This is a genomic window from Alteromonas alvinellae (assembly GCF_902705805.1).
In genome coordinates, this window is sequence record NZ_CACSIH010000064.1 from 1 (window position 1) to 19,878 (window position 19,878).

The following is a 19,878-nucleotide window of genomic DNA, read 5'->3' on the forward strand; positions in this document are numbered from 1 at the left end:
GACTGCTTGACCATCTTGAATTTGTACACACGAAGAAAGGCTAGGTCGCCTTTTTTCTGCTCGCCTAGAAGAGGCTCGGCCATTAGCTCCTTAACAGCTTTATCCAAGTCTTTTTTCTGATTCTGATGTAACTTTTTTACTGCTCTCTTAAAATTAGCTGTTTGTAAAACACTGGTAATTTTAGCCAAAATCGTAAGGCTCCAATTTTCCTGCCTCTTTTTCAGCTTTGGAAATAATTGCCTGTTTTACGAATTCGTAAGGCAAATCTGGATTATCTTCCATCATTTCACCTATCTTAGCCCAATGCTCTATCTGTTTTGGCATAGTTCGGTTTAGTGCTTTGCCCATAATTGTAGCTTTCTCAACTAGATCTTGGTCTAGTCTTACGCTCGCGGTTGCCATAGCATGTCTCCTAATGGTTCGTCACCACATTGTAGCAATGCGCTACAGGTGTGGCAAATTGCGTATAACAAACGCATTAACACTAGCTGCGCTCGCTAGGGACAAAAACACTTAGGCTCCCTGCGCTTCGCTTAGTATTGTAGCCTACGTATTTTGCCCGTTATGCGGGTGTTAGGCGCCAAGTTGCACCGCGTTGCGCAATACGCTACGCTCTTCCTATGATTAAGTCATTTAAACATAAGGGTCTGAAGCTCTTTTTCGAAAAAGGGAAAACTTCAGGCATACAGACTAAGCATGCGAAAAAACTTCGTATGCAGTTAGCTGCTATCCATACCGCACAAGATATCGATGACATAAATCTACCAGGCTTTTCTCTACATCAACTTAAGGGAGGAAGGTCAAACATTTGGTCGATATCAGTCAATGGCAACTGGAGAGTAACTTTCGAGTTCACGGATGGTAATGCTTACATCTTAAATTACGAGGATTATCACTAATGAATATGCATAACCCAGCACATCCCGGTGAATTTATTGAGTCCATCTACATGGAACCACACGGCATAAGTTGCAGGGCACTTGCGACCCATCTGGGTGTTGCCGCTTCAACACTCAATCGTGTCGTTAAGGGAAAAAGTGCAGTAACGCCAGAAATGGCATTAAGGCTATCAAAGGTATTAGGTCGCAGCCCTGAGAGTTGGCTTAGTATGCAAGACAACTATGAACTTTGGCAAGCAAAGCAAAATATCAATTTAGATAACGTGCAGCCAATAGATCTGCATGCCACCTAACAATCAAATTAAGTCGCTTCGCTGGGACGCATACACGCAGGGCGGCTTCGTCATTATAGCCCATGCGCCTGCGCCGGTTATTTAAAAGTTAGCCATCAAATGGAGTTGTCAGAAGAATGAATGAAAAAGTTCTAGCTTTGGGTCAAAAATGTTTACGCCTAGTGAACTCTGATAAACGTACATCGAGTTTTCTTGGTGGGAAACCGTTAGTTGGAGCAAAGTTTGACTGGCCTCGGAAAAATGACAAACCTCTAGGGTTCATCGGACAATTAGACTTAAAGGAAATCAATTCAAACAAAGAAATAGATTGGCTACCTCAAACAGGTAGACTTTTATTTTTCTATGATCTAGAGGAGTGGCCTTGGGGCTTTGATCCTAAAGATATTGGTGGTTGGGCAACGCTATACGAAAATGGTGATTCCGATTTATACCCATCTGAATTGCCAGATGATCTTGATTTAGAGTACTTATCTCCGCCAATCAAATACGTTAAATCTAAGAGCTTTATTAGCTATCCCGACGGTCAAAGCCTGGATTTTGAAGCTCTTGGAATTTCAGAGAATGATGAGGATAAGTATTACGATTTTATCGATGAACATTTCGGCAATAAACCACGGCATCAAATTGGTGGTTTTCCAAGTCCTATTCAAGGAGATTCAATGGAAGAGGACTGCCAGTTAGCTAGCGGAGGTGTTTATTGTGGTAACTCTGATGGCTACAACTCCAAGGAAGCTGAAAAGCTAAGACGTGAATTACTCGATTGGAAGTTACTTTTACAATTTGACTCTGATGATGAAATAGGAGCAATGTGGGGAGATATGGGGATGCTGTATTTTTGGGTGCGAGAAAGCGATACTAGAAATTGTGATTTCTCCAAGCCATGGTTGATTTTACAATGTAGCTAAAATGGCTAACAAGCTGTTTAAAAAGAATAAAAAACAACTAGCGCATTATGAAACTTACTTTTTTACCAAGTTTAAACTTACAGCGTGCTGCTGAGTTTACCTTTAATAACATGCGCGATTATTACGCTCAGTTTGCGCCTGATTGGGACGCCGACAAAGTACTTGGAGTTACCGCAGAGCTCATTAATTACGACATTCAAGTAGACAGCGAAACGGTGGGGGTTATGCGCCTTCAATACGACGGTAACACCTGTATATTGCGCGACCTTCAGGTCATACCCAGCGCCCAAAACAAAGGCATAGGTAGTGCTGCCATTGAAGAAGCAGAAAGACTTGCGTTAGGGGCCAATATTAACTCGCTTGAACTACGAGTTTTCAAAGTTAGCCCTGCAGTTTCGCTTTATAAAAAAGTGGGATTTGTCATTAAAAGTGAAGACGACCGCTTTTTTAACATGACTTAACCCTTAAGCACGTAGCAAACAGGCTTGTACCGCCGTCTACTCAGAATATACCTAAAGGCCAAAGCAAATGAAGATTATTATTGATGATCTCACCGGAGGAGAAGTTCTAGCGCTTTTAGAAGAGCATTTGTATGAAATGTATGCTACATCGCCACCTGAGAGCGTACATGCATTAGATGTTGAAGCACTAAAAGCTTCGAACATTACTTTTTTTAGTGGCTGGAAGCAGCAACAGCTTGCGGGCTGCATCGCTATTAAAACCCTTGATACACATAGCGCCGAGCTAAAATCTATGCACACCGCCAAACCGTTCAGAGGTTGCGGGGTAGCGTCTCAGTTATTACTTTTTGCCCTAGAACATGCGAAAATGAAGGGGTTCAGTTCGGTAAGTTTAGAAACGGGAACGCAAGACTACTTTTTAGCGGCCAGAACCCTATACAAAAAGTTTGGCTTTGTTGATTGCGGTCCATTTGGCAGTTACTCAATCGATCCCAACAGCCACTTTATGACCCGAGCGCTTTAATTTAGTACTTTAAGAGAATTCCACATGTCGTTACCTCCTTGCCCGCATTGCCAATCAGAATATGTATACGAAGATCAGCCTCTACTTATTTGCCCTGAATGTGGACACGAGTGGAACCCGAACGAGGTAGAAGAGGAAGTCTCAGCAAAAGACTTCAACGGAACACCGTTAGTCGCCGGCGACAAAATTACGCTAGCAAAAGATTTGAAGGTAAAAGGCAGTTCGTTGGTACTTAAAATTGGCACCAAAGCCGTTATCCGACACGTAAAAGATGCCAAAGACCACCAGCTAGACTGTAAAGTAGATGGCGCGGGTGAAATGATGCTAACGGCACAGTTTGTTAAAAAGGCATAGACGGCCTTTATTGAAAAGCTGTTACTCCTTTCGGTGCGCTTGCCTTGTTGTTGTTTAGCAAGCGCGCTAGCTATCCCCTGCTATTTCCTGTTAAAAATTTGCGACTTCGTTGGTGATGGTTTCAGTGAGCAAGCTAATCGCTTTCGATGACACTTTCTGAGGGTTAACTAAACAAACACCCACATGCCCAAGCTCGGGTAAACTTTCTGAATTAGATAGAACGTGTAGACCAGGCGGCACCGAACTTTTTGCAAGAACGGTTATACCCAACCCTTCGTTAATGGCCGTCTGTATGCCGTTTAAGTCGGCAATGGTATACACCACCTGCCACGGTTTTTTGATGGCCGATAAAAGGTTGGTTGCTCGCTTGCGGTAAATACATGGCGACGGTGCAGCAATAATAGGCAGTTTAGCAGGCACACTGTTTACAAAGCGCTGACTCCCCACCCATACCAGTTGATCTGAAATGATGTAGCCGTCTTGCTGAGGATCTGGTGTTTCTTGTAGTGAGAGAATTAAATCGAACTGGCTTTTAAGCGGCTCACTAAGTAAGTCTTTACTTAGCGCACAATGCACCTCTAGCGATATTTCCGGATAGGTTTGCGTGAACCGTCGAATAATTTTAGGCATAAGCGTTGTACTAAATTCGCTGGGAATGCCTAATCGAATATTTCCCGTAACCTGCGGTTTGCCGAATTCGGCCATCGCCTGATCGTTAAGTGCCACTATCTTTTCACCATACGACAATAAGCGACTGCCGGCACCAGTTAGTGCCAAGCGATTTTTGTCGCGGGAAAATAGCTTTTCCCCAATCATTTCTTCTAGTTTTTTTATCTGTAAGCTAATGGCAGGCTGTGTGCGCTGAAGCTGCTCGGCACATTGTGTGTAGCTACCCGTCTGTGCAATAAGCACGAACGAACGCAGAAAATCTATCGATAAGTTTTTCATTATTTTGCTCTACACCTTTCTATTAGCTATGCCTGCTGTTTTGCCTTGCTAGTACCAGACTTGCCCACAAGACCATTTAATAAAATTATAATGCCATATTTTTTATTAATTTTATTTATTCTTTTTACACTCCTAGTATCAGATACAAAATAATGACATTTAGGAGCCAGCATGAACCCACTTAACCAGCACCTTCACGAACAAGACCCAGATATCGCAGCGTTTGTTGAGCAAGAAAACGAACGTCAAGAACATCATATTGAACTGATTGCATCGGAGAACTACACCAGCAAAGCTGTTATGCAGGCGCAAGGCAGTCAGCTAACTAATAAGTATGCAGAAGGCTATCCGGGCAAGCGCTATTACGGTGGCTGCGAGGCGGTGGACAAAGTAGAACAGCTTGCTATCGACAGAGCTAAAGCATTGTTTGAAGCTGACTATGTGAATGTGCAGCCTCACTCTGGCTCTCAAGCGAATACTGCAGTTTATATGGCGCTATTAAACCCTGGCGATACCATTCTTGGGTTGAGCCTTGATCACGGTGGGCACCTCACACACGGTGCAAAGCCTAACTTTTCAGGAAAACTATACAACGCGATTCAGTATGGTTTGAACACAGAAACTGGTGAGATTGACTATCACCAAGTAGAAGCGTTGGCTAAAGAGCACAAACCAAAAATGATTGTAGCGGGCTTTTCTGCTTACTCTCGCGTGGTCGACTGGCAGAAGTTTAGAGACATCGCTGATAGCGTGGGCGCGTATTTACTCGTAGATATGGCACATGTTGCAGGCCTTGTTGCGGCCGGTGTTTATCCCTCGCCAATTAACGCGGCTCACGTGGTGACTACGACTACCCATAAAACACTACGTGGCCCTCGTGGCGGGCTTATTATGTGTAAGTCAAACCCCGAGCTTGAGAAGAAATTCAATTCATTAATTTTCCCTGGCATTCAGGGTGGCCCACTTATGCACGTTATTGCCGCAAAAGCGGTAGCGCTTAAAGAAGCCATGACAGCGGAATTCCGCACTTATCAAAAGCAGGTAGTCATTAATGCACAAGCTATGGCTGATGTGTTTATGAAGCGTGGCTTTGACGTAGTATCTAATGGAACCGACAACCACATGTTCCTGCTAAGTCTTGTAAGCAAAGGAATAACGGGGAAAGAAGCCGACGCGATATTAAATAGCGTGAATATAACGGTAAATAAGAACACAGTACCCAACGACCCGCAGTCGCCATTCGTTACAAGTGGTATTCGAATTGGTACACCTGCGGTCACTTCACGCAATTTTAGAGAAGAAGACTGTGCTCAATTAGCCCACTGGATTTGTGATGTGTTAACAGCGCCAGAAGACAATGCAGTAGTACAGCAAGTGATAGATAAAGTGGCAACGCTAACCGCGGCTCGCCCCGTTTACACCGAGTAAAACCTAGTACTATACAGAGCGAACTCGTGCGTTGCAGGTAGCCACCATTACCCGCCACACGAGTTTAGCTCGCTCGTTAAAATTGCTGATTCTTGCACCCCATGCCTCTTCCATGGCGTTCTGCCACACGTTACAAGTCTCGATTGTGTTGCCGTAAAGCGGGGCTAGAGACAAACTTATTCTCAATGACTCAAGCCATTCAATAAATAGCGGGTCGTGTCGCCCTGTTTGACGCAGTTGCGACAATTGGAGCGATGCTTGCTGCTTCATTCCTTGTAACCGCCTGTAAATTTCTCGCGGATCTTCCTGCTGCCCTAAAAGATGAAGTTCGCGCTCAATATCGTAAGCATTGTGCCAGTGGATAGTTTGCTGCGGTTCTTTTGAACAGCCCCACATTGCCGCACTCACAAGCGAAAGCAGCATGATACGCTTACCCCATAATAAAAGGGTGGAAGGAAATAGTTTTTTGCCAAGCACCAAGCTGCGAACTCCTCAAACGATGTCATCTATAGTATAGATGAGTATTGCGCTGGAGCTCGCATAAGTGCGCGTAATTAAACTAATTTACTAAAGCGAGACATGTGCAGCACCTAAAGTGCTCTGCGCTCTCGTTACGGTAGGAAGTGACTAGCTAAACCACTTCCACCAGATAAACACCATTAGAAAGCCAAACAAATAAACTAAGCCTAAATAACTGAGTAGCTTTACAGCAATATTGGGGGCGGCATCTTTATGTAATTCAGTTCGCGCCACTAGCCTATGGTTAAGCCAAGCAAACATAGGCGTCGTGACGAAGGCCAGCGTCATCGCAAAGCCTAGCATGGCCAATAACGCAGACTTGAAAAAAAGCACAATAATAAAACTGAATACTGCCATGAACAGTAAAACTGGCGTAACAAGTTTAGTACGGGCCGCTTTGTTTTTGTTGAACAGTAACGCTATCGCTTCAGCGACTACCCGAGCGTAGCCGTCATAAACGGTTAACGCCGAGCCGAATATGCAAAGAAAGGCGACAACAGCGATAAGCAAGTGCGCCCACTGCCCAATGGTGGATGAGTACATACTGATAAGCTGATGAGAAAAGCCAATGCCGCTTGTACTCAACTCGGTGCCGCTACCATATAAGATTAATGCGCCTAACCCTAAAAACAATAACGCTAGAACAACCGTAACCCCGTACCCTAAATTAAAGTCAAAGAGCGCAGATTTAGGCGTAACCGCGTGGTCTTTGCACTGACGCTTTAACCAAAGAGAGGTAATGGAGGAGATTTCAATTGGTGCAGGCATCCATCCCATCGTCACCACTAAAAAGCCTAAGGTGGCGAGTGTCCATGGAGAGGGTTGCGAATCAGTGGGAATGACCGGTGCGGTGTAGTTGCTAAGGGCAACAATAAATACAGCAAGTGTTGCGACTACAAGCACCCCCATTATACCTTTGGCAATGTTGTCCAGGCCTTCAAAATGCCCTGCTAATAATATGAGTAGTATGAGTGCTAAAACGACTGATGCAGACAGTGATATGGCAATATCGAAAGGGATAAAGTAAGACAATAAGCTTGCAGCAAACAGCAAAAGTGCCGCAGCATTAACTACCGAGGCGATAGTATTTAAGCACAAGGCAATGGCTAGATACCGTTTTCCCATGCCTAAATAACCTTGCTGCAAGGTTTGTTTAGTGCTGATAGTGTAACTAACGCCAGCCCTGAAAAACGGATATTTAAGTAGGTTTACCAGCAGTATGAGCAGCGCTAATTGCCAGCCGAACTTTGCACCTGCCTGAGTGGATGCCACTAGGTGGCTCCCACCTACTGCCGCCGTCGCCATAAGCACACCTGGGCCGAGCAATTTTAGCAGGGCTATAAATCGGGCAACGAACGATGTTTCAGCTTTGTACGACAAGGCAACCTCTAAATGGGCATTAGAAAATAGCCGTTAACCATATCAGTTAAATAATCCGCAGAAAAGACAGTAAGCGATGGAAGTATGAGAAGCATAAAGGTAGCGAACAGCTGTTGGTTCGCTACCGGGTTTTAGATTTAAAAAGTTTGAGAATTCGTTTGCGACTGATGCAAAGCTTTACGTTAGCGTCGGTCGAAATTCACTTTTTTCTTAGGATGCTGATAATAGCCTTCTTTCAAAAGACGTTTGAAGCGAGTTAACTTCCCGTCCAGCGTCAATTCTTCTAACCCTTTGTTGAATAAAGACAGAATAAGCTGACTGTCCCCTTGCCCTTTAGGTACTAATAAATGTGTGGTGACGGTAGAAATAAACGGCTTGATAGGCATAACATCTCTACGCTCTCCCCTGGTGAAATCGCGTTGAAGTAAATACCATCCGGTTAACTCATCAATGGGAAAAACGTCAATTTTACCGTCAATTAGCGCCTGTAAATTGTCTTTGTCTGTGGCACTTTCCACAACATTACTGCTGCTTTTAATGTAAGCGGCAAGTTCATCGTTGTATAAATACCCTTCTGTTACGCCCATCTTTAGGTCTTTTAAGTCGCTTAATTCAGCCCAAGTGTCAGGGCCCTTTTCAGCATTAACATAAAACACCAAGCTTTCCGCACTAATAGGGTTACTGTGGAAAAACTCACTTTCCCGGGCGCGCACAAAGTTGCCGTATGAAATGGCATCGTATTCGCCTTTTAGCGTTGCTTCAAGCGCTTCTTCCCAGGGTAAAGAGACAAACTCAACCACAACGCCCGTTTCTAAAAACGCATCAGCGATAATGTGATTGATATAACCGTCGTGCTGCATGTCAGTTGACGTATAAGGGGCATACTCTGTGGTCGCTATTCGCAGTTTCATCCACGCATGGGCAAAACTTTGCATTGGAACTAGCGCTAGTATAAATGTCGCTATTAATAGTAATCGCATGTCAAAGTCCTGTTAGTGATTAGAAGTAAATACCAAGGTTTATGTTCAGGCGGTGGGTAGTTTCTTGTCTACCACCTAAGTCGAGTCCCACGCCCGGGCCGCCTGAGAACCACATGTTTTTGCCTTGGATACTATCTACATATACAAACAATTTATCCCAGCCAAAGCTACAGCCATTTATCCACTGCGACGAGTTTTTCCCTTCACTTCCTTCACCTTTTGCCACGCTGTACTCTGAGTAACAAGTAAGTGACTCTATGTGAGTAAACTTATAAGGCACAGAGTACACAAGGTTTGCTGAATAGGTTTTACCGTCGGCCGCGGCTAAGAACGGGAAGGTGAAAGAGGATAGCGCTATGCGATCGTCCGCTTGCCCTTCTGGTGCAGCCAAATCGTATTCATAATCGATATACTGCAGTTCGACCTTGAGGTCGCCTTGGGTATGGCGCATATGCACGGCATAGGCATTCATATCACCATCGTCCAGGGTATCCAGGTTTAAGATGTTGCCGTATTGGTAAGACACGCCAATATCGGTAGTGCCTCCGCGAATAAAGTTTGCCGTGTAGTTAGCACGTAAATTGTATTGGCCGTCTTCTTTATTTCGATATTCACCGTCGTCCGCCACGTCGAACGAATAGCGCCCAAACTCAGCGGCATCGTTGTACTCGTCGTTCATAAAATAGGCGGCTTGAAAATCCCAGTTACCCCAATCATGGTTTATTTTCACCCCAGCATCGTAATCATCTTCGAAGCCAAGATAATAATTTACCGAGAACCAAAAGTTGTTACTGGCAAAGGGCTGCAAACCAAACGGGGTTTGGGTTATACCTGCTGTAATCTCGGTTTGCTCATCGAAATGATAAGTCAGGTCGGCGAACCTTACTGTGTCGAAGTCGGTGTTTTCGTACCATCGATATTCGGCTTTATAGCTAAATTGATCTGACTCACCCGACACGCCAAGTTTGAATGATTCAAATTCGAAACCATCTCTAAACTCGGGAATTTGCCAGTCTTGATGCCCGTAGTTAACCCTAACATGACCGCTCAAATTAAAGGGAAGTTCGTCGGCATTTGCGAAGCTTGAAGTGCACGAGGCTATTGAAACTAAAGAAAATGCGGATAGTAGCTTGTTCATTACTGTTCCTGTATTGAATTTTTGGCGGGAACCCTTTGCTAAAAAATGCCTCTAAGAAACATGAGGGGCGTTCAAGCGCTTAGGTGTATCGCGCACCAAAATAAATCCTTCAGTACTAACAATACTGAGCAAACCTTAAAAAAAGATCATTTGTTAAGGTCTGACGTCTGTGTTGTTCCTTGCATGAATAGCAGCGCCCCCCGGCAGGCGACGGCATTTAAACATCCGCTGTGTTATGTGAAAAGCGAACTGTGATGAATGCACGATAGATGCAGAAATTTTTGCTGTGAACTTCGGGCCTTACCTAGAAATTAAGCAGTGTTTTAATTTAACCACAGTGAAAAGTTGGAGAATTAAATGAATATTTCGTGTCAGCTTTACGACTACATCGAAATTGCCTGTATGTATAACCTTGAAGTGAGCGTGGTATTAAAAGACGGGAATACGATAAAGGGTACAGCACTGACCACAGTTATCGATAAACGCAACGACGTAGCCACAGAGTGTATCCAAATGTCCATCGACAAAACCAAGCAAAATATTGCGCTTAATGAAATCGCTCAACTTCATGCAATAACTGACAACCCGCATTTCAGCTCAGTCAGCTTTTAGGTAGTATGCGCAGCTAACTTAGCTTAACTTTCAAAGTGATCCTGATTTATGACGCAAAACCTCTCGGCCATTACTTTTTTTGTAGACGACTACGACAGTGCCATTGAATACTTCACCACGGTTTTAAACTTTACCTTGACCGAAGACAAAATAACCGGCGAAAACTCGCGTTTTGTTCTGGTAACCCCACCACACAGTGCTACGAGCCTGTTGTTGGCACAAGCAAAAAATGACACAGAAATGGCACTCATTGGCAGCCAAGCCGCCGATAAAGTATTTTTAATTTTGAATACTGACGACTTCTGGCGCGACTTCAATGCCATGCAAAGCAAAGGGGTGGCATTTTTAGAAACCCCTCGGGAAGAAGTGTATGGTACGGTAGCCATCTTTAGAGATAAGTTTGGCAATAAGTGGGATTTGATCCAAACCACCTAATTGCACTTTATATAAGTGCGCCTTGTCGTTGCGATATTTTTTGCGGCAAGGTTTTAAGTAAATAGTGTAAGGAAGTAAAGGAGAAGTAGCACGTGCAGGCCATGAAGCGTTCCATTATTGCTGATGTTGTTGCAATAGCGGCAATAGCACTGTTGATCACTACGACGTTTTATTGGATAGAAGCAAGGCGCGAAGTCATAATTCTCTGCGATAATTTTACGCCTGGCGTATCGAAAAAAATTGTCGAACGCCAGCTAGATACTGCAAACTTATTGTTGTGGGATACAGAGTTTGTTGCAAATGGCAGCAAAATTGAAGCATATAGCCCTCTACACTTAGGCATTATGAAATGCAGTGTAGAGTTTAATAAGCAAGATACCGTTGTATTCTCTATTGTTGAGTAATCAAAATCCCTAGCAGCTTCCTCTACTTTTTGCGTTTTATGTGAACCAGCTTGGTGCAACGTTTACATCGACGCAACACCCCATTCACCGGTGCGCTAAAAGTCGTAAAGGCAAACTTACCTTCCGCCATTTATCGCACCGAGTTAACTTTTCATCTCGCTGTAACCTACTGTGTTGTAAACGTATAATTACGCAGTGTCTTCTTAACGCAAACTTTTTCTTATGCAAAAAACAAAACACAGTGTCATCGAGGATGTTTTCGCCCTGATAAGCGCCGGCTTGTTTGTTGCTTTTGGCGTATATTTATTTCAGTCTCAAGACTTAATGGTAGGTGGCGCGGCAGGCTTAGCGCTGTTAGGTACTTATGCCGTAGATATGGACTTCGGCTTGCTATTCTTTCTGATTAACTTACCGTTTTACACCCTAGCTTGGACGCAAATTAGCAAGCGTTTCACCATTAACACCTTTATATCCGTCACCACGGTTTCTGTACTAACTGAGCAAATTCCAGCGTTTGTGGATATTAGCCACGTAAATCCATTTTTCGCGGCGGTATTTGGCGGTATTTTAATTGGTGTAGGTATGCTGATGATGTTTCGTCATAGCTCAAGCCTTGGTGGCGTTGGTATTATGGCGTTCTATTTACAACAGCGTTTCAATATTAGAGCCGGTACATTCCAGCTAACCGTAGATAGCTGTATATTACTTAGTGCTCTGTTTTTCATCACTTGGCCTTTAGTGCTAATTTCAATTTTAGCGGCATTTTGTTTGAACATGGTTATTTCGCTTAACCATAGACCAGAGCGTTACTTCCCAGTGCAAGGCGAATCTGAATCAAAAAAGGCAAACGCTGAGTCAAACAACGCCGATACCAATCACATGGAAAATCGTGCTGAAAACAGCCTAGAACAGTGCTTAGACAGCGAGCTTCGCGCACAAAACGGCTAAATTTACTCAGCCAGTCTTTGCCATTCGGTCATAAATTTTCGCTGTTACTCCCCTCAAAAAGAGACAGCAGCGATGATTAAGGCAACAAATAAAAAGCCCGGTTAGGCACAACCTAACCGGGCTTTCTTGTATCTTTTATTTGTATCCCTAGACGCCTACAACAAACCTATTGCTTCTTCTGAACAGGTCTTGACGGTCGACTTACTACTCCACGGTTCACTCTTGGACGAGAAAACGAAGTACGCATACAAACCTCACTTATGAGTTGTTGCTCAGCACAGTTGGAGGCGAAACATTCACCGCAATCCCGCAACCAAGCCGATACAGTATAGGCTCAAAATGGGGGTAAAAGTCTCATTCTTTTAATGAATAGTGCTTTATTAAAACTTATATAAAGATTGGCCAAATTGGCACTGCTTTGAAAGTTAAAGGTATTTTACAATGCGCGGCACCCGTTGAGAAACGCGGGTCATTAATTCGTAGTCGATAGTGTCAGCATTAGCTGCAACTTCCTGAATTGGTACATTCTGCCCCCAGAGCTCAACTTCATCGCCCACCGCGACGTTGTCGATATGAGTTACATCGATTGTGATCATGTCCATAGAAACGCGGCCAGCTAAATAGGCGCGTTTACCTCTAATCATTACCGGCGTACCGTTTTTGCAGTGTCTTGGATAGCCATCGGCATAACCAATGCCAACGGTTGCAATTTTGCTGGGCTTACTTGCTACCCAGGTTTGACCATAACCAATTCCCTCGCCTGCCGGTATGGTTCGTACCGCTAATACACTGGAGCGAAGTGTCATGGCAGGGTAGATTTCAATGTCGAGATTTTGTGAGGTAGAAACGGCACCGCCATAAACCCCCACACCTAAACGGTTCCAAGCATTTCGACTTGCAGGCCAGTTTACCGTGGCGGGAGAATTAGCCACGCTGGTTGGCAAGTCCAATTTACTCGCTACTTGATTGAACGCATCGATTTGCGTGTTGGTAAAATTATTATCTACATCGTCAGCGCACGCAAAGTGCGTAGCAATAACCGTTTGCTCGCTAAGTAAATGATTGTACTTAGCAGCAATCCCTTCGATATCGGAAAGGGCAAAACCCAACCGGTGCATGCCGCTATCCACTTTAAGCCAAATATGCGGGCGCTGCTGTTCGGGGCAGCTTTCTAACCACGTAAGCTGTTCTTCGCAGTGCATAACTAATATACAGTTATGCTGAAATGCCATTTGGCACTCTTTTGCCTGATGTGCCCCTTCTAACACCACAATAGGCGCAGAAATTCCCGCGTCGCGAAGCGCTATGGCTTCTTCAATTATTGCTACGGCAAAACGCGAAGAAACATGCTGAAGAATGCGCGCTACATTTACTGCTCCATGACCATAAGCATCGGCCTTTACTACCGCCATAGACTGACTTGAGGGCGCTAAAGCAGCAAGGGCTTTAAAATTATGTAAAAGGGCATCAGCATGAATGATAGCTTGCGTTTGTCGGCTCACAGAAAAACACGTTCCTTAAATGTTTAATGAGAAAGAATATCGAAAGCCAAAGTGTACCACGAGAAGCGTATTAGCTGCGCAGGATTAATAATGAAAAACGTACCATCTAACGCAAGGTTTCTTATGGCATAAAATACCGTTATGCTTTGCGCTAGCTCATTATCACAATTTCGTTGCCCCAAGGTTTTCAATGTCTTCGCACAATTCTTCTACTTCAGAATCATCCGCCAACGCCAGTATTAAAAATACAGTCAGTACTGACAATCAAGCGGCAGGTAAGAAACCCACCGTTAACGAATTAGCCCAGTCACTGAATAAAATTGTGTCAGAAGGCAGAAACCCAGACACCCTCGATATAGACACGCTAAGCACGGAAGGCATTCTTGCCCGCATTAACAACGAAGACGCGAAAGTGGCAAACGCAGTTACCTCGCAAATTCCGCAAATTGGAAAAGCGGTGGATGCTGCAACCATTAGCATTAAAAATGGTGGCAGGCTTATTTATATAGGCGCGGGGACCAGCGGCAGGCTGGGCATACTTGATGCGGTAGAGTGCCGCCCCACGTTTAGCGTGCCTGATGAACTGGTTGTTGGCGTGATAGCTGGCGGTGAAAAAGCCATTCAGCACGCCGTAGAAGGTGCAGAAGATGACGTCGACGCGGGGCGTGCTGATCTTGTAGCGCTGTCCTTAAACCACAACGATACCGTTATTGGTATTTCGGCAAGCGGTCGTACACCCTATGTAAGTGGCGCACTGGAATATGCCCGTTCGCTTGGCTGCTTTACCGGCGCTATTGCATGTAGCCCTAACGCCGCTATTTTTACCCATGCTGATGTAGCTATATGCCCAGTTGTTGGTCCTGAGGCACTTACTGGCAGTACGCGCATGAAGTCGGGTACGGCGCAAAAGCTAATTCTTAATATGATTAGCACCAGCACAATGATTAAGCTGGGGAAAACCTATCAAAACTTAATGGTAGATGTGAATGCCACTAACGAAAAACTAAAAGCCCGTGCGCTTCGCATTGTTATGCAGGCTACGGACTGCAGTGAAAATGTTGCTTTAGCTGCGCTTAGTGCGTGTAATAACAAAGCTAAAGTTGCTATTTTAATGGTATTAACCGGGCAATCTGCCGAGCAGGCCACCGCTCAATTAGATGCTAGCGGTGGGTATTTACGTTCCGCCGTGAATAAAAGCGAATAACCACGGTAAACTAATGCTATGAAGGTTTTAACTTCGGTCACATTGAGCAAGGTATTCAGACGCCTAACGTCAAGCGCATTCATTGCTGTACTTTCTCTAGCATTAATTAGCTTATCGCTTAACGGCTGTGCACAACAAAGCTTATCTACACATGTATATACAAGTGATACTGATGGCCCTGCGAATCACTCAACATTAATAAACAAGCAACCTGCGCTAGGGACTAAGCAGCCCGTATCAAGCACCAAGCAGTTTACTGTAGGCGCTGAACGCTATTCGAAATACCTGCCCTTGCTAGCAGGTAAACGGGTTAGTTTGGTGGTAAACCAAAGCGCGTTGGTTTCGAGCCACAGCGCATTGCCTTCTAGCACGGTTGAGCCTGAAGAGCGCGAATCGAGCAACAGCTTGGCTGCACAAAAAAATAAGATAAAGACAAGCCAGCGCAATCAGCATCTGCTTGATGCCCTTCTTCAACGCAGTGTTAATGTTGTAAGTATTATGTCGCCGGAGCACGGATTTAGAGGAGACAAAGGCGCCGGCGAAAAAGTAGATAGCAATATTGATGCTAAAACCGGTATACCTATTCACTCCCTTTACGGCGCAACCAAAAAGCCTACCCCCGACATGTTGGATGGCATCGATGTGATTGTTTTCGATATTCAGGATGTAGGCGTACGCTTTTATACCTATTTAAGCACCTTGCACTATGTGTTGGAGGCGGCCTTTGCGCGTAATATCGACGTTATCGTGTTAGATAGGCCAAATCCTAACGGCCGTTATGTTGACGGCCCAGTACTTCAATCTGAATTTTCGTCGTTCATTGGCATGCATCCTATTCCCGTCTTACACGGTATGACCTTGGGCGAACTTGCTCAAATGATTGTGGGGGAACAGTGGTTAGATATTGACGCGAGCAGTTATGACAACGCTAAGCTTACCGTTGTCCCGGTGCAGGATTATCAACGCACTGCACATTATTCATTGCCCGTAGCGCCTAGCCCTAACCTGCCAAGCGATTTATCAATACGTCTGTACCCAACGCTGTGTTTTTTTGAGGGCACCGACGTGAGTATAGGTCGCGGTACTGACTTTCCCTTCCAACTTATTGGCCACCCGTTTGTTGAGTTTGGTAAAACCAAGATACCGGTAAATGCAAATAGTGCAGCGCCCCACCCTAAACATGAAAATACTCTGCTAAGTGCACATGTCTTTTCTTATGCTGATCCTACGATCTTTGAAGGCTCTGACTCTAAGCAAACAACTCACAAGCGCTCACCAATTAGTGGCTTAGATATCGCTACATTGATAGATGCCTATTCTCGTTTTTCTGAATATAACAAGATGATCAGCGCCAGTGATGCCTCTGAAGAAACCTTCTTTACTCGCCCAGATTTCTTCGACAAATTAGCGGGTACCGATGCGCTACGATATCAAATTCAAGCCGGTAAAACGCCTGCAGAAATTCGCCAGAGTTGGCAGAAAGAGTTAAGCAATTTTAGAGAAAAACGAAAAGCATACCTGCTTTACGAAGACACGGATTGATGTACAGATAAACACCTTTAGCTTTGAGAATTTGAGGTGTCTTATTAAGGTAGATGTGGAGAAAGCGTTAGCGATGCTAAACTTACCACACGACGTGTAAGTAAATACTCACACTCGCATAGCCCCAGATTTAATTGAAGCTAAAAAAGTTAGTAAAAACTAACCTTCTTCATTTTTTGTTTTTACCAAAGCTGCGAGCTGAGCTTCGGCGGTGGCTTTTTGATGTTTAAGCTCATCTCTGTTTTCGCCGTCACACTCAGCGATTTTTGCATCAATATCGGCGATCGTCTGCATCAACGTTTCTTTACTTTTTTCTTTTTGCTCGGCCTCTTCAGCCTTGTCAAAAATAACGTCTTCAGGCGATGCTTCTTCTTGCTTAGTGTGTCCAGGCGATTTAGCTATCATTTTCAAACCGTCAGGCTGGGGACGTTGGTTCATAAAGCTAGGAGAAACAATTTCAATATCGGCATTATGCAAAACGTCGAGTACGGCTTTGTGAAGCCTTGAGCGCGCGCTCAGCAAACTCTTCACTTCAGTTAGTAGACCTGAAATGCGATAACTTACTGAAAAGTCGCCTAACCCAACTACTTGTAAAAATGGCTCTGACAGCTGGGCATTTTCAGCTGCAATAAGTAAGTGCTTTTCAATAATGCTGTGATGAATATCGTAGCCTAAGCTGATATCCACACTAACAATTGCGCCAGACGCTCTGGTCACAGAAACGGGTGAATTCACCATCAGCGTATTGGCAAAGGCAATAAGCTCTCTGCTCTCAGTCTGAATTTCAACATCGAGCAAGCCCATTTCGGTAACGCGACCGCTGTAGCCTTCTACCTTGATAAAGTCACCCACTTTAAACGGACGATTTACACGAAGTACGATCCCCGCCATCAAATTCCCTACCATGGTGGTAGAAGAAAAGGCAATCACACCTGATATAAGTACGCCGATAAGTGCAATGACCTGATTTCTAGTACTCTCACTTACAGGGAGCGTCATTGCAATTACAACAGCGCCAATGATAGTAAGTACCAACATTCCTACTTGACGCGGTAATTTCTGCTCACTGGTAAGATGGCTCTGTTTGGCTAGCAGAAGGTAGTGCAGTGCGATGAGAGTGCCTATTACCAATACAATAGCGATAAGGAGCGGAACAAAAGGGAACAACGCACTTAATACCGAATCGACTAATGAAGTTTGCGTAGCGCCTGATGTATTTGTTGTATTCACGGTATTTCCTTTTGAAATCGCTTTTGAAATGGCTTTTGGCTTGGCTCTTAGTTCGCACTTAAAGGCGCAATATCTTTGGTTTTGGTCTCTGCTTTCGCGTGGCCACCTATTTCAACGAAACAGGTGAACGTCCCTCAGCGAGCGCGCTACCCAGTAATACATCAACCAAAGCATTAAGACTATAGCTCGTAACTTGCTGATTTTCTTTGTCACTTTGCTGTGTAATGTTCACCGCATAACTAAATGTAGCAATAGCAACATCGGCTAGCTCTTTCACGTCATGCGCTTTGTATGGCATGCGCAGTGGAGCAAAGACCACGGTTTTATTCTGTGCTTTTGCAGCAACCATTATTTTTTTGCTAAATGCCATCACCTCAGTTTCGCTTGCACGTCGTTTTACATGCTCAGGTAAATCGACTCCTCCTAATTCATAGTTAGCATGGAGCGGGCTAATATTACCAACCACCAGCACGTCAGCTTGTTTTAGTAGATTCATTGCTAATTGGGTTTTAGGTAACGCAGTTAACGGCAAACACGCAAACTCCAGAGTCTTATTGTTGAAGTTGGAACGTGCGCGTGTAAGCTCGGCTTCAAATGCTAAACATCTTGCTGCGTCTGGCATAAGCACCAACCAGCGATTTGAAGTTATTGGCAACTCATCCTTCCCGAAGAGTACAGATACCGACGACTTAGAAAGGGCTTTCTCAATTTGAATTCCTCGGTTTTTCAAACTGTTAGGGTTATTCATTGAAGCATTTTCTTTCGCTTCATTGAGCCACCATGACATGGGCTTGGAAATAAAACTTTGCAAAGCAAAGCGCTGTTTTGCCTTAATAATACGATTATGAGACGCTTTCAAGAAAGCGCTTTCTGACATTCGACTTGCTGCATTATCCAAAAGTAACGCGAACTTTTTTATGTCGTCTTGGGTTCTTATGGTGAACGGCATAAGCGCAATGTCAGCACCTGCGCTGAATGCACTGACTAATGCTTCTTCATGGGAGAAAAACTGAGTAATACCTGCCATGTCTAACGCGTCAGTAACGATAAGGCCTTGATATCCTAATTGGTTGCGAAGCAAATTGCTTAGTATTCTCTTCGACAAAGTAGCAGGAACTATTTGTGACTTACCATGCTTATCAATAATTGTCGTATCGTCTAAAGACGGGTACTGAATGTGTGCACTCATTACCATTGCAGGAGGCGTTGCACTATTAATGATATTCGCAAAAGGAAGGATGTCACCCGCCATAGCTTGCGCTTTGCTATGCGTTACTTGCGGCAAGCCACTGTGGCTATCTACATGGGTATCACCATGGCCTGGAAAATGTTTGATAGCACTCATTACACCTGTACTTTGCATAGCACTGACAAATGTCTGCCCGAGTGCGGCTACCTGCTCTGGATTTTGCGAAAAGCTGCGTACGTTAATAACGGGGTTCTTCGGCTCGCTATTTACATCAACCGACGGCGCAAAATTGGTGTTTATTCCCAGCGGTAAAAGCGTTTGGCCAATATGCGATGCCACACTTTGCGCAAATGCGCTGCCTCGCTGATGAAAAGTGGCGCCAATGGCCATGTTACCCGCAAACGGCGAGAGCATGTCTGAAGGCAACCTTGCTACTCTGCCCCCTTCTTGATCGACAGCAATAAACAACGGCTGACGACCTGCTTTTACCATATGCTGCTGCATGGTGTAATTGAGCGTAATTAACTGCTCGGTATTTTGAATGTTCTCTGAAAACAAAATAACACCGCCGATGTTGTGCGTACTAAGCACATTTAAAAGTGACGGTGGAATTACGGTCATGGGCGTACGACAGCGCGAAGACGGCGTATTGTCTTCACAGAAATAGCGAAAATCCAAAATGATTTTTTGCCCGAGCATGTTTTTTACAGCGCGAATTGTTTCAGCATCAGCGCTGGGCTTAGGATTATTCGAAGCGTTAGCACTTCCAGATTGAGCGGTTGCGCTAGCAGTAAACAGTGAAGCACTTAATAAAATGAGTATGCCTGACAAGATAGCGCTCAGGCCCATCAATGAAGCACGTTTTTTACAAATAACTTGCTGGAATAACAATGTTTATCTAATCCTTGGTAACACGAAGCACAATACGGTACGCTAGCATAAATGAGAGAAGCATGTTCGCCAACTTTGAACTGCAATCACACA

General features: G+C 44.4%; 23 protein-coding genes. 13 read left to right on the top strand and 10 right to left on the bottom strand.

The annotated features are described in order from the left end of the window. Together ACX5KA_RS04510 and ACX5KA_RS04515 are read right to left on the bottom strand one after the other, a co-directional pair. Positions 1-188, bottom strand: a 188-nt coding sequence (locus tag ACX5KA_RS04510) for a type II toxin-antitoxin system RelE/ParE family toxin (protein WP_458730521.1), incomplete at its 3' end; no start/stop codon positions are given. Further along, the gene (locus ACX5KA_RS04515) at positions 181-402 is read right to left on the bottom strand and encodes a TA system antitoxin ParD family protein (protein WP_012518669.1); all 222 of its coding nucleotides are present in this window, start codon (positions 400-402) and stop codon (positions 181-183) included. The genes ACX5KA_RS04515 and ACX5KA_RS04510, both read right to left, overlap by 8 nt. A gap of 218 nt (positions 403-620) precedes the next feature. Between ACX5KA_RS04515 and ACX5KA_RS04520 the strand changes: the two genes are divergently transcribed. The 6 genes from ACX5KA_RS04520 to ACX5KA_RS04545 all read left to right on the top strand — a co-directional run bounded on the left by ACX5KA_RS04520 (position 621) and on the right by ACX5KA_RS04545 (position 3,435). Further along, on the top strand, positions 621-899 hold the full coding sequence (locus tag ACX5KA_RS04520) for a type II toxin-antitoxin system RelE/ParE family toxin (RefSeq protein WP_039219384.1): 279 nt from the start codon (positions 621-623) through the stop codon (positions 897-899). Next, entirely contained in the window at positions 899-1,192 is a 294-nt protein-coding gene (locus ACX5KA_RS04525) for a HigA family addiction module antitoxin (RefSeq protein ID WP_458730522.1), read from the top strand. Before ACX5KA_RS04520 ends, ACX5KA_RS04525 begins: the two co-directional genes overlap by 1 nt. A 116-nt stretch (positions 1,193-1,308) precedes the next feature. Then, positions 1,309-2,097, top strand: coding sequence for a YwqG family protein (locus ACX5KA_RS04530; RefSeq protein WP_039219379.1), 789 nt, complete (start codon positions 1,309-1,311; stop codon positions 2,095-2,097). A gap of 47 nt (positions 2,098-2,144) precedes the next feature. Beyond that, positions 2,145-2,558, top strand: a complete 414-nt coding sequence (locus ACX5KA_RS04535; protein WP_458730523.1) for a GNAT family N-acetyltransferase — start codon at positions 2,145-2,147, stop codon at positions 2,556-2,558. A gap of 67 nt (positions 2,559-2,625) precedes the next feature. Further along, positions 2,626-3,081 (top strand): GNAT family N-acetyltransferase, encoded by a 456-nt coding sequence (locus tag ACX5KA_RS04540; protein ID WP_171338085.1) that lies wholly within the window; start codon positions 2,626-2,628, stop codon positions 3,079-3,081. Between the two features lie 24 nt (positions 3,082-3,105). Next, complete coding sequence (locus ACX5KA_RS04545) at positions 3,106-3,435, top strand: zinc ribbon domain-containing protein YjdM (protein WP_014948132.1); 330 nt, start codon at positions 3,106-3,108, stop codon at positions 3,433-3,435. Positions 3,436-3,525: 90 nt separating this feature from the next. On the opposite strand, the gene ACX5KA_RS04550 is transcribed toward ACX5KA_RS04545, so the two are convergent. Then, on the bottom strand, positions 3,526-4,383 hold the full coding sequence (locus ACX5KA_RS04550) for a LysR family transcriptional regulator (RefSeq protein ID WP_014978205.1): 858 nt from the start codon (positions 4,381-4,383) through the stop codon (positions 3,526-3,528). 171 nt (positions 4,384-4,554) lie between these two features. Here ACX5KA_RS04550 and glyA point away from each other — a divergent pair, with 171 nt between their 5' ends. Next, the gene (glyA, locus tag ACX5KA_RS04555; RefSeq protein WP_458730524.1) at positions 4,555-5,811 is read left to right on the top strand and encodes a serine hydroxymethyltransferase; all 1,257 of its coding nucleotides are present in this window, start codon (positions 4,555-4,557) and stop codon (positions 5,809-5,811) included. A gap of 9 nt (positions 5,812-5,820) precedes the next feature. Here glyA and ACX5KA_RS04560 read toward each other — a convergent pair whose 3' ends face one another. The 4 genes from ACX5KA_RS04560 to ACX5KA_RS04575 form a co-directional block, all read right to left on the bottom strand. Next, positions 5,821-6,291, bottom strand: a complete 471-nt coding sequence (locus tag ACX5KA_RS04560) for a hypothetical protein (RefSeq protein WP_039219369.1) — start codon at positions 6,289-6,291, stop codon at positions 5,821-5,823. Positions 6,292-6,438: 147 nt separating this feature from the next. Beyond that, a complete protein-coding gene (locus ACX5KA_RS04565; protein WP_458730525.1) occupies positions 6,439-7,710 on the bottom strand; it encodes an NRAMP family divalent metal transporter in 1,272 nt (423 codons plus the stop codon). A gap of 182 nt (positions 7,711-7,892) precedes the next feature. Beyond that, positions 7,893-8,690, bottom strand: a complete 798-nt coding sequence (locus ACX5KA_RS04570) for a substrate-binding periplasmic protein (RefSeq protein WP_458730526.1) — start codon at positions 8,688-8,690, stop codon at positions 7,893-7,895. A 19-nt stretch (positions 8,691-8,709) separates the two neighbouring features. Further along, entirely contained in the window at positions 8,710-9,828 is a 1,119-nt protein-coding gene (locus ACX5KA_RS04575; RefSeq protein WP_014975544.1) for a TonB-dependent receptor, read from the bottom strand. A 357-nt stretch (positions 9,829-10,185) separates the two neighbouring features. Here ACX5KA_RS04575 and ACX5KA_RS04580 point away from each other — a divergent pair, with 357 nt between their 5' ends. The 4 genes from ACX5KA_RS04580 to ACX5KA_RS04595 all read left to right on the top strand — a co-directional run bounded on the left by ACX5KA_RS04580 (position 10,186) and on the right by ACX5KA_RS04595 (position 12,227). Continuing rightward, a complete protein-coding gene (locus tag ACX5KA_RS04580) occupies positions 10,186-10,440 on the top strand; it encodes a Rho-binding antiterminator (RefSeq protein ID WP_202941262.1) in 255 nt (84 codons plus the stop codon). Positions 10,441-10,488: 48 nt separating this feature from the next. After that, positions 10,489-10,875 (top strand): VOC family protein, encoded by a 387-nt coding sequence (locus ACX5KA_RS04585; protein ID WP_202941263.1) that lies wholly within the window; start codon positions 10,489-10,491, stop codon positions 10,873-10,875. Positions 10,876-10,967: 92 nt separating this feature from the next. Then, on the top strand, positions 10,968-11,279 hold the full coding sequence (locus tag ACX5KA_RS04590) for a hypothetical protein (RefSeq protein ID WP_458730527.1): 312 nt from the start codon (positions 10,968-10,970) through the stop codon (positions 11,277-11,279). A 222-nt stretch (positions 11,280-11,501) separates the two neighbouring features. Beyond that, positions 11,502-12,227 (top strand): YitT family protein, encoded by a 726-nt coding sequence (locus ACX5KA_RS04595; protein WP_458730528.1) that lies wholly within the window; start codon positions 11,502-11,504, stop codon positions 12,225-12,227. Between the two features lie 425 nt (positions 12,228-12,652). Here ACX5KA_RS04595 and alr read toward each other — a convergent pair whose 3' ends face one another. Continuing rightward, on the bottom strand, positions 12,653-13,729 hold the full coding sequence (gene alr, locus ACX5KA_RS04600; RefSeq protein WP_039225023.1) for an alanine racemase: 1,077 nt from the start codon (positions 13,727-13,729) through the stop codon (positions 12,653-12,655). A 190-nt stretch (positions 13,730-13,919) separates the two neighbouring features. Between alr and murQ the strand changes: the two genes are divergently transcribed. Next, positions 13,920-14,933 carry an N-acetylmuramic acid 6-phosphate etherase gene (gene murQ / locus ACX5KA_RS04605; RefSeq protein ID WP_458730529.1) on the top strand — a complete coding sequence of 338 codons (1,014 nt, stop codon included), beginning with the start codon at positions 13,920-13,922 and terminating at the stop codon, positions 14,931-14,933. An 18-nt stretch (positions 14,934-14,951) separates the two neighbouring features. Continuing rightward, positions 14,952-16,475, top strand: a complete 1,524-nt coding sequence (locus tag ACX5KA_RS04610; RefSeq protein ID WP_458730530.1) for an exo-beta-N-acetylmuramidase NamZ family protein — start codon at positions 14,952-14,954, stop codon at positions 16,473-16,475. 159 nt (positions 16,476-16,634) lie between these two features. On the opposite strand, the gene ACX5KA_RS04615 is transcribed toward ACX5KA_RS04610, so the two are convergent. Both ACX5KA_RS04615 and ACX5KA_RS04620 read right to left on the bottom strand, forming a co-directional pair. Further along, a complete protein-coding gene (locus ACX5KA_RS04615) occupies positions 16,635-17,705 on the bottom strand; it encodes a mechanosensitive ion channel family protein (protein ID WP_458730531.1) in 1,071 nt (356 codons plus the stop codon). A 106-nt stretch (positions 17,706-17,811) separates the two neighbouring features. Then, a complete protein-coding gene (locus tag ACX5KA_RS04620; protein ID WP_458730532.1) occupies positions 17,812-19,785 on the bottom strand; it encodes a glycoside hydrolase family 3 N-terminal domain-containing protein in 1,974 nt (657 codons plus the stop codon). Positions 19,786-19,878 lie beyond the last annotated feature (93 nt).

What these genes read in the sequence shown, in the direction of transcription:
- ACX5KA_RS04585 (WP_202941263.1), top strand. Translation starts at nt 10,489, where the DNA reads ATGACGCAAAACCTCTCGGCCATTACTTTTTTTGTAGACGACTACGAC.
- ACX5KA_RS04595 (WP_458730528.1), top strand. Translation starts at nt 11,502, where the DNA reads ATGCAAAAAACAAAACACAGTGTCATCGAGGATGTTTTCGCCCTGATA.
- ACX5KA_RS04580 (WP_202941262.1), top strand. Translation starts at nt 10,186, where the DNA reads ATGAATATTTCGTGTCAGCTTTACGACTACATCGAAATTGCCTGTATG.
- murQ (WP_458730529.1), top strand. Translation starts at nt 13,920, where the DNA reads ATGTCTTCGCACAATTCTTCTACTTCAGAATCATCCGCCAACGCCAGT.
- ACX5KA_RS04530 (WP_039219379.1), top strand. Translation starts at nt 1,309, where the DNA reads ATGAATGAAAAAGTTCTAGCTTTGGGTCAAAAATGTTTACGCCTAGTG.
- ACX5KA_RS04550 (WP_014978205.1), bottom strand. Translation starts at nt 4,383, where the DNA reads ATGAAAAACTTATCGATAGATTTTCTGCGTTCGTTCGTGCTTATTGCA.
- ACX5KA_RS04610 (WP_458730530.1), top strand. Translation starts at nt 14,952, where the DNA reads ATGAAGGTTTTAACTTCGGTCACATTGAGCAAGGTATTCAGACGCCTA.
- ACX5KA_RS04570 (WP_458730526.1), bottom strand. Translation starts at nt 8,690, where the DNA reads ATGCGATTACTATTAATAGCGACATTTATACTAGCGCTAGTTCCAATG.
- ACX5KA_RS04540 (WP_171338085.1), top strand. Translation starts at nt 2,626, where the DNA reads ATGAAGATTATTATTGATGATCTCACCGGAGGAGAAGTTCTAGCGCTT.
- ACX5KA_RS04535 (WP_458730523.1), top strand. Translation starts at nt 2,145, where the DNA reads ATGAAACTTACTTTTTTACCAAGTTTAAACTTACAGCGTGCTGCTGAG.
- ACX5KA_RS04525 (WP_458730522.1), top strand. Translation starts at nt 899, where the DNA reads ATGAATATGCATAACCCAGCACATCCCGGTGAATTTATTGAGTCCATC.
- ACX5KA_RS04545 (WP_014948132.1), top strand. Translation starts at nt 3,106, where the DNA reads ATGTCGTTACCTCCTTGCCCGCATTGCCAATCAGAATATGTATACGAA.
- ACX5KA_RS04575 (WP_014975544.1), bottom strand. Translation starts at nt 9,828, where the DNA reads ATGAACAAGCTACTATCCGCATTTTCTTTAGTTTCAATAGCCTCGTGC.
- ACX5KA_RS04520 (WP_039219384.1), top strand. Translation starts at nt 621, where the DNA reads ATGATTAAGTCATTTAAACATAAGGGTCTGAAGCTCTTTTTCGAAAAA.
- ACX5KA_RS04515 (WP_012518669.1), bottom strand. Translation starts at nt 402, where the DNA reads ATGGCAACCGCGAGCGTAAGACTAGACCAAGATCTAGTTGAGAAAGCT.
- glyA (WP_458730524.1), top strand. Translation starts at nt 4,555, where the DNA reads ATGAACCCACTTAACCAGCACCTTCACGAACAAGACCCAGATATCGCA.